Origin of the sequence: Kitasatospora sp. NPDC096204, assembly GCF_044763205.1 — a bacterium.
Classification (GTDB): Bacteria; Actinomycetota; Actinomycetes; order Streptomycetales; family Streptomycetaceae; genus Kitasatospora.
This window is the reverse complement of the sequence record NZ_JBIWFT010000025.1, coordinates 131,715-139,082: the sequence shown is the minus strand read 5'-3', so window position 1 is coordinate 139,082 and position 7,368 is coordinate 131,715. Positions and strand designations below refer to the sequence as shown.

The 7,368-nt window shown below is 71.0% G+C and carries 6 protein-coding genes; 3 read left to right on the top strand and 3 right to left on the bottom strand.

Annotation, left to right across the window (positions count from 1 at the left end; all coding sequences use genetic code 11):
* The first annotated feature begins 828 nt into the window (after positions 1-828).
* Positions 829-1,185 carry a hypothetical protein gene (locus ACIQ87_RS25820; RefSeq protein WP_402410507.1) on the top strand — a complete coding sequence of 119 codons (357 nt, stop codon included), beginning with the start codon at positions 829-831 and terminating at the stop codon, positions 1,183-1,185.
* Between the two features lie 466 nt (positions 1,186-1,651).
* Positions 1,652-2,206, top strand: coding sequence for a TetR/AcrR family transcriptional regulator (locus ACIQ87_RS25815; RefSeq protein WP_402410519.1), 555 nt, complete (start codon positions 1,652-1,654; stop codon positions 2,204-2,206).
* Here the strand turns inward: ACIQ87_RS25815 and ACIQ87_RS25810 are convergent.
* Genes ACIQ87_RS25810 through ACIQ87_RS25800 form a run of 3 tightly spaced genes read right to left on the bottom strand, consistent with a single transcriptional unit; the run spans position 2,170 to position 6,421 of the window.
* The gene (locus ACIQ87_RS25810; RefSeq protein WP_402410505.1) at positions 2,170-3,309 is read right to left on the bottom strand and encodes a nitrilase-related carbon-nitrogen hydrolase; all 1,140 of its coding nucleotides are present in this window, start codon (positions 3,307-3,309) and stop codon (positions 2,170-2,172) included. The two genes, ACIQ87_RS25815 and ACIQ87_RS25810, sit on opposite strands and share 37 nt — an antisense overlap.
* Positions 3,306-4,667: an ArgE/DapE family deacylase gene (locus tag ACIQ87_RS25805; RefSeq protein WP_402410503.1), complete on the bottom strand. Its 1,362-nt coding sequence runs from the start codon at positions 4,665-4,667 to the stop codon at positions 3,306-3,308. The genes ACIQ87_RS25810 and ACIQ87_RS25805 overlap by 4 nt, the downstream gene beginning before the upstream one ends.
* A 2-nt stretch (positions 4,668-4,669) precedes the next feature.
* Complete coding sequence (locus ACIQ87_RS25800; RefSeq protein ID WP_402410501.1) at positions 4,670-6,421, bottom strand: amidohydrolase; 1,752 nt, start codon at positions 6,419-6,421, stop codon at positions 4,670-4,672.
* A 106-nt stretch (positions 6,422-6,527) separates the two neighbouring features.
* Here ACIQ87_RS25800 and ACIQ87_RS25795 point away from each other — a divergent pair, with 106 nt between their 5' ends.
* Positions 6,528-7,121, top strand: a complete 594-nt coding sequence (locus ACIQ87_RS25795; RefSeq protein ID WP_402410499.1) for a TetR/AcrR family transcriptional regulator — start codon at positions 6,528-6,530, stop codon at positions 7,119-7,121.
* Positions 7,122-7,368 lie beyond the last annotated feature (247 nt).

Here is a 7,368-nt window from a genome sequence, read left to right as displayed (position 1 = left end):
GCCTCCTGGCGTGCTCAAGGTCTCGACAACCCCGAGCTGCACCAGAGGCCCTGCCTTCATTCGCGGCACGCGACAAGATCACCCGACCGAGCTGTTCCAGTCGAACCCACGTCCACCAAGATCGGTACGACAACGGCTTCTCAGGCAGTGCGAGCCACGCGAGCAATTGCTTGGGATCAACTTTGCTTTGCGGGAAAGGAGTTGGGTGCCTGTTCGGAACCCGTCGAGTAGGCGGCCAATCGGCAAAGTGGTAGATGTGCTTGACTGGGGGTCAAGGGGGCGCAGGTTAAAATCCTGTCGTCCCGACGCGAGTCGGAAAGGCCGTTGGCCGGGTTAACGCCCAGGTCGGCGGCCTTTTGCGTGACATGGTGTCAGTTTCGGCAGGGCTTCGTTCGCATACGGCTGGGGACCAGCTGGGGACCGAGTAGTCCCGGAGGGGTCGATTCCGGGGGGTGGGACCTCCCTCAAGGGGCGTTTCTGGCCTAAAATCGATCACCCACGGTGACCGATGCCGAATCGTGACCAGCGATTCTTCGATACCCCCTGACGTAATCAGGCCATGTTTTCGGGCAGTTGGGCGACCATCTTCGAATCTGTCAGGACGTCAGGCAATTTCGTGACCTCGCGTCGGAGGGGTCCTGCGGCTCCTCTCGGACGCGTCCGCGAGTCCGCCGGGGTCTGCCTGTTACTCGTGATCATCTACGCACTGTGATCATCGCCGAGACGGTGCGGGTGGGAGAAGCGGCCGACGATCGCGAGTGGGCGGAGGTCGCAGGATCAGGCAGGGTCCGATCCGTCTTCAGGTCGTCCGGCTGGGCTGGTCGCACGATGGACTGGTCCGCACATGCCCGGGCCGTCCACGCCAAGCCGTCTTCCGGGCCGCCGCCCGCACCCGGGGCACCGTCGCGGCTGACCGCCCCGCCGGCGCCGAGGGCCGCCCCGGTCCGCCGCAGCGGGATCGACCTCCAGGGGTGGAGCGCCGTCGCGGTCGTCACCCTCGGGGCCGGCTTCGCGGGCGGTTTCTACACCCAGGCCCAGGTGACCGACGACTCCCGGCGGCAGCCGGCCGTCACGGTGGCGGGCCCCACGGTGACCGCGTCCCCGGCGGGAAGTCCGGGTTTCGCGCCGGTTCTGAACCCGTTGCCCAGCGGGATGGCCGGCAGCCCGACGCCGACTGCGGTGTAGGTCCTCAGCGCCTCCCAGACGGCGGTCAGGGCGGAACGAGGTCGGTCCTCACCGGCCGGGGCTGCAGGGAACGCCTGACCCGGGAGGTCACAGGACTGCCCGGGATGACTCGATCAGGCCGGCAAGGCCCAGGCCCTCTTCCCCGCAGGCCTTCGATTGGTCACTCTCTGCGGATGGTCAACAGGTGCCGTGCGATGAAGAAGGACACGAGACTCTGCCGGAACCGGGTTGCCAGCCCCGGGCTCCGCTGCGACCTGCACCAGGGCCTGCCCGTCGGCCGACGCCCCGCAGCGTCCCGGCGGTAGGCGGCGCGCCCGGCGAGCACGGGTGCCGATGGTTGGCGAGCATCGGCGCGGACAGGCCCCGTCCGTAGGCGCCCAGGCCGTCAAGGTCCTCCGCGATGCCGGGCAGCCGGCCACCCCGTCCGTGAGCCGCGGCTGCCCGTGGCGCAGCCCGTCGCGAAGCCCTGCTCGACGCCATCGTGCGCCTGCTCGCCCGCGAGGGCGCCCGCGCCGTGACGCACCGGGCGGTCGCCGAGGAGGCGGGCACCACCCACGGGTCGGCCCGGTACTGCTTCGGCACCCGCGACCGGCTCCTCGACGAGGCCCTGGGTCGACTGGCCGAGCATCAGATCGCCGAGGTGCGGAACCGTCTGTCCTCCACGCCCGGTGTCTCGCCGCCCGCCCACGCCGCCCGCCTGGCGCGCTACCTGACCGGCGCCGTCGACGACGACCGGGACGCGTGCATCGCCCGCTACGAACTGTTCCTGGAGGTCGCCCGGCGCCCGCACCTGCGCCCCACCCTCGACGTGTGGGGCGACGCGCAGCGCCGGGCGTTCGCGGTTGAGCCGGCCGCCGCGGGGGCGGACGGCCCCGAAGGCGACGCCGCGCACCTGCCGGCCCTGCTCGACGGTCTCATCCTGGAGCAACTGGCCGTTCCGGATCCCGACTTCGAGCGCACCCGGCTGCGCCCGGCGATCGAGCGCTACCTGGTCGGGCCGGGATCCGGCGGCGCGATGTAGCGTGCGCCGGGAAACGCGTGCGCCGGTGGCGTGTACACGCCCCGCTCCACCAGCCGCCGGATGTTCGCGCGGTAGATCTCGTCCGCCTCGGCGTGCCGGACCGGTTCGTCCGTCAGCCACAGGTTGGCCGGGTGGATCGGTTCGTCGTACATCCGCCGGAAGACCTCGGTGCGCAGGTCCTTGAGCCAGTTGCTGTTGAGATTTATCGTCCGGAACTGCCGCAACGCCTCGATGTCGATGATCCCGGACACGAAGGAGTTGTATCCGGAGGCGGTGTGCCCCAGGACCGCCCCGTGGAAGTCGACGACGTGCGCGTTGCCGCCCGCGATGTCGTACGGGTACCGGGAGTCGGGCGTCGGGTAGACCGGTCCCGCGTTCGGACAGACCATGTACAGGCTGTTGAAGTGGGCGTGCGCCCGGTTCTGGAGCAGCCAGGTGCCTCCGGGGTCGGGGCCGGCCTGGGTCATCGGCACCGCCTCGCTGGGGCGGTACACCACCTCGGCGCCCTGGAGGGCCAACGCCCGCACCGCCTCCGGGTATTCGCCGTCGCTGCAGCAGATCGTGCCGAGGTTGCCGATGTCGTCGGTGCGCAGCACCGGGTAGAACGCGTCGATGCCGTCGCCGAAGAGTTCCACCCACCGGTCGTACACGTCGTGCGGCGTGCAGGAACGTTCGCGGCACCAGACGTGGTTCTTCGCGGCGCGGTGCACGATCTCGCCAGCCGGGGAGATGACGAACAGCGTGTTGAAGAACCGGTCGGGCAGGATCTCCGGCCAGCGCGCCTTGCACTGGGCGACGATGTAGGTGCCGTAGTGCCGGGCCAGCGCGGCCAGTCGCTCGGTCTCCGGACCGGGGATGTCGATGAACAGGTCGCGGGCCGCGGTGACGTGCGGGATGTCGAGGATCTCGTCCGCGAATCCGGTCAACGCGCCCTCGGCCAGCGCGATCAGCTTGACCGGCATGTTGATGCCGACGACGGACACCGCGGCGTGCACGGCCTCCTCGACGATGTCGAGGTTGTGCGCGATCTGGGCGCGCGAGGTGATGCTGCGGACCACCGTCGACAGGCCGACGGTCAGGTACGGTGCGATCGGCCCGCTCATGATCCGCACCAGTCCATCGCGGCCAGGGCGTACGCGCGCGCGGCGCAGACGATCTCGTCCACTGCGCAGCGCTCGTCGTACGCGTGCGCCATGGCGAGTTCGCCCGGCCCGAGGCCGACCGCGGGGACGCCGGCGGCGCACAGCCACGTGGAGTCGGCCGCGGAGGGGAACGCCGCCAGTGGCGGGCGGCCCGCCAATGGCGTGTCGGCGGCGGCGAGTTCACGGGCGTCGGCGACCGCGATGCAGAGCGGATGGGCCGCGTCGACCCTCGAACCCGGATACCGCAACGGCCACTCCACCACCGGCGGATGCGTACGCAGCCAGGGGTCGGTGGCGGCGACGTGCGCGATGTGGGCCTCGATCTCCTGGCGCACGACCGCCTGGTCCTCCCCCGGCGGGTGGAACACCGCGTACACCATGCTCATCGAGTCGGGGATGAACGCCCCGCTGCGCGAGTGGCGCGCGCCGCCGTCCACGACGCCGGGCGCGAGGGTGAAGTGTCCTGGTTCGAAGAGCGGATCGAACTTGGTGACCGCCCAGTCGCTCTCCAGCCGGCGCAGCGCCTGGTAGATCACGAAGCCGCGGTCGACCGCGCTGGCCGCGACCGGCTCGGTGGTGCCGGGCCGGTACAGCATCCGCCCGCGCATCGACGAGTGGGAGCTCTTGCCGGCCACCCCGATCCGCATCACCAGTACGCCGGGGGTCGCGGCCATGACGGACAACGGCCAGGCCCCGCCGGTCGGTTCGGAGACGATGGCGCCGTCCGCGGTGTAGCCGCGGTCGAGCACCGCGGAGGTGCCGAGGTGGTTCTCCAGGTTCTCCTCGCCGACGACCGCCTGGAGGATCAGGTCACCGCGCAGGCGTACGCCGGCCTCGTGCAGCGCGCGGGCCGCGAACGCCTGCGCGACCAGGCCGCTCTTCATGTCGACGGTACCGCGGCCGCGGATCCAGCCGTCCTCGACGACGCCGTCGAACGGGTCGCCCGAGTGCCACCGGGACGCGTCCCCGGGCGGGACAACGTCGACGTGTCCGTTGAAGATCAGCGAACGTCCGCCCCCGGTACCGTGGATCACACCCACCGCGTTCTCGCGGCCGGGTTCGACGGCGAAGACGTCGGTCTCGGCACCCGCTTCGGCGTAGACCCCGGCCAGCAGGCGCGAGACCTCCCCCTCGGCGCCGACCAGGTCGGCGTAGACCTCACCGGGGTAGGTCGGGGTGATGCTGGGGATCCGGACGGCGGCGGTGAGGGCGTCCAGCATCTCGTCGCGCAGCAGGTCGAGCCGGGTGAGCACCCGTTGGCGCGTGCTCGTCGCCGGGGACCCGGACGCGCCCCTGTCGGGGTTCATGGTCTCGTCCACGGTCATGCTCCCCGCGACGCCGGCTCGTCGCCGACGGTCCGCAGGTCGCCGGTGTCGTGGACGGTCCTTCCGCCCACCAGGGTGCGCAGCACCCTGGTACCGGGGAGATCGTCTTCCGAGCAGGTCAGCGGATCGCGGTCGACGATCGCGATGTCGGCGTGGTGGCCGGGGAGCAGCGCGCCGATTCCGGACCAGCCGAGCACCTCGGCCGCGCCGGTGGTCCACATGCGCAGTGCCTCGGTGCGGGTGAGCTTCTGGTCCGGCCCGTCGTTGCGGTGGCCGCTGCCCGCGAACTCGTGTGTCTGGGCGAGCTTGATCTGCTCCCAGGGGTTCTTCGGGCCCCAGTCCGAGCCGCCCGCCAGGTCGAGCCCGGTGTCGAGGAGACGGCGCAGCGGTTCGAGGTCGCGCCAGACGTGGGTGCCCATGCGCTCGCCGTACATGGCGCCCTTGCCCCAGGCGAATCCGGCGCTGGTGGTGACCTGGAATCCGAGGTCGGCGTAGCGGCGGGCCTGTTGCGGTGTGATCGTGATGGCGTGCTGGAGGATCCAGCGCCGGTCGCGGAAGTCGTGTTCCCGCACGACGCGTTCCGCGATGTCGAGGAAGTCGTCGTGCTCGCGGTAGGAGCCGACGCACAGATTGGCCCGGATGCCGTTGGCGGCGCAGAACCTGACGAAGGTCTCCTCCTTCTCCAGGGACACGAACCGGTGGCCGCGGGTGGGGCGCCCGAAGGGGTCCTGGTAGGGCTCGTAGGTCGCGAAGTGACCGGAGTAGCAGGGGCCGCCCGGGCTGAGCGTGAGTCCGCCGACCCGCAGCATGTCGTCGTTGTCGTCCGGGATCTGGGCGGCGAACTGCCGGAGACGGGCGGCGAATTCGTCGTGCGACAGGGGGTCGAACGGGTAGAAGATGGCCGACTCGACGTCCAGCGTCGCCAGCACGCGAAGGGGTAGGGCGTCGGTCGCGCGCAGCCGGCGGTAGAGCGCGATGTGTTCCGGTTCCATCGCGTGGCCCTCGTACACGGTGGTCACGCCCTGCGCCGAGTAGCGCGCCAGCTCGGTGGTGGTGCCGGCGACGGCGTTCGTCATGCTGAGCTTCGGCAGCTTGGTGAGGATCTGCCCCCAGAAGGGGTCGTAGGTGTAGTAGTTGGTGACGGGTCCGCGCAGGATGCCGGTCAGGTCGCCGGCTTCGTTCTTGTCGATCTCGACGTCGCAGACCCGGTCGGGGATGAAGGCGGTGAGTCCTACCGCGCGCAGGCCGGCGCTGTTGAAGGCGACCACGTTGGGCATGCGCGGCGCCCAGGCCTGGATCAGCACCGGGTGGGCGTCGGTCGCCGAGTCGAGGGTCCACCGGTCGGGCAGGCGTCGTTCGGCCAGGTCCCGTTCCGAGCGGCGGATGAAGTAGTGCGGCTCGCCGACCGGGGTGCACATGATCCATTCCCCCGCCGGCGTGGTCGCGGCCCTGGCCCGGATGCGCGCCACGATGTCCGCGTGGTCGACGGCGTCGGTGAGGTCGACGAGCCCGCCCGCGAGCATCCCGAAGTGCACGACGTGCGGGTGGGTGTCGATCAGGCCGGGCATGACCACACCGCCCTCGGCATCGATGTGGTGGGCGTCGGGCCCTGCCGCTCGCACCATCGCGTCCCGGTCCCCCACGGCGAGCACCCGCCCGCCGGACAGCACCAGCGCCTCGGCCTCGGCCTCGGGAGCGCTCGGATCGAGTGTGCGCACCCGTCCACCGGTGATGATCGTGTTGGTCACAGCTTCCCTCCGCGGTTCGACGGTGGTGCCTGATGGGCACACCGTAGCGCAAAAATTCTCCATGTGGAGAAAAAGCTTCACGATCCTCGCCGGTACGATGGGTTGCGTGACAACGCCCATGCGTGAGCCGCAGATGGATCGGGGAATCGCGCGTCGTGAAGCCCTCCTGGACGCCGCGACCCGGCTGCTGGCGCGGGAGGGCGCGCGCGCCCTGACCCACCGGGCGATCGCGGCGGAGGCCGGTACCACCCACGGCATCGCCCGCTACTACTTCGGCACCCTCGACCAGTTGCTCGACGAGGCCATGCGACGTCTGGCCACCCGACAGATCGAGGAGGTGCGCGCACTGTTCCACGAGCTGCCGGACGCCGACGTCCCGCAGCGGATCACCCGCATCGTGGAGTACGTGACCGGATCCCTCGCCCGCGACCGGGACTCCGGCATCGCCCGGTACGAGTTCTTCCTGGAAGTCGCCCGCCGCCCCCAGCTCCGGGCCACCCTCGACGCCTGGGGAATCGCCCAGCGGGCGGCCTTCGCCGGCGAACTGCGCGCCGCCGGATCCCCGGACCCCGACGCCGACGCCGCAGACCTGCTGACCATCATCAACGGCCTGCACCTCGAACAACTCGCGCTGCCCACCGACGACTTCGAGGCCACCCGGCTGCGCCCGGCTGTCGCACGGTTCTTCCCGAAGGGCTGAACGCCGGCTCCGACGCCATGAACGAGGGCGCCTGCAACCCGGTGACGGCCGGGGCCGGAGAACTCGAACGGCGACTCGCTGTCCCCCTCGCCGGCGTGCCCGGGCTCGCCCGGTTCCTCGAACCGGGCGCGTACACCTTCGTCGCCACCTCAAGCGGTCCGTGGCGCGGGAGGAGGTGCCCGCGTCGGGCCCGGGCCGCCCAGGCGCCGGTCGGTCGGGGGCGACCGCGTACGGTCCGACGGGCCCC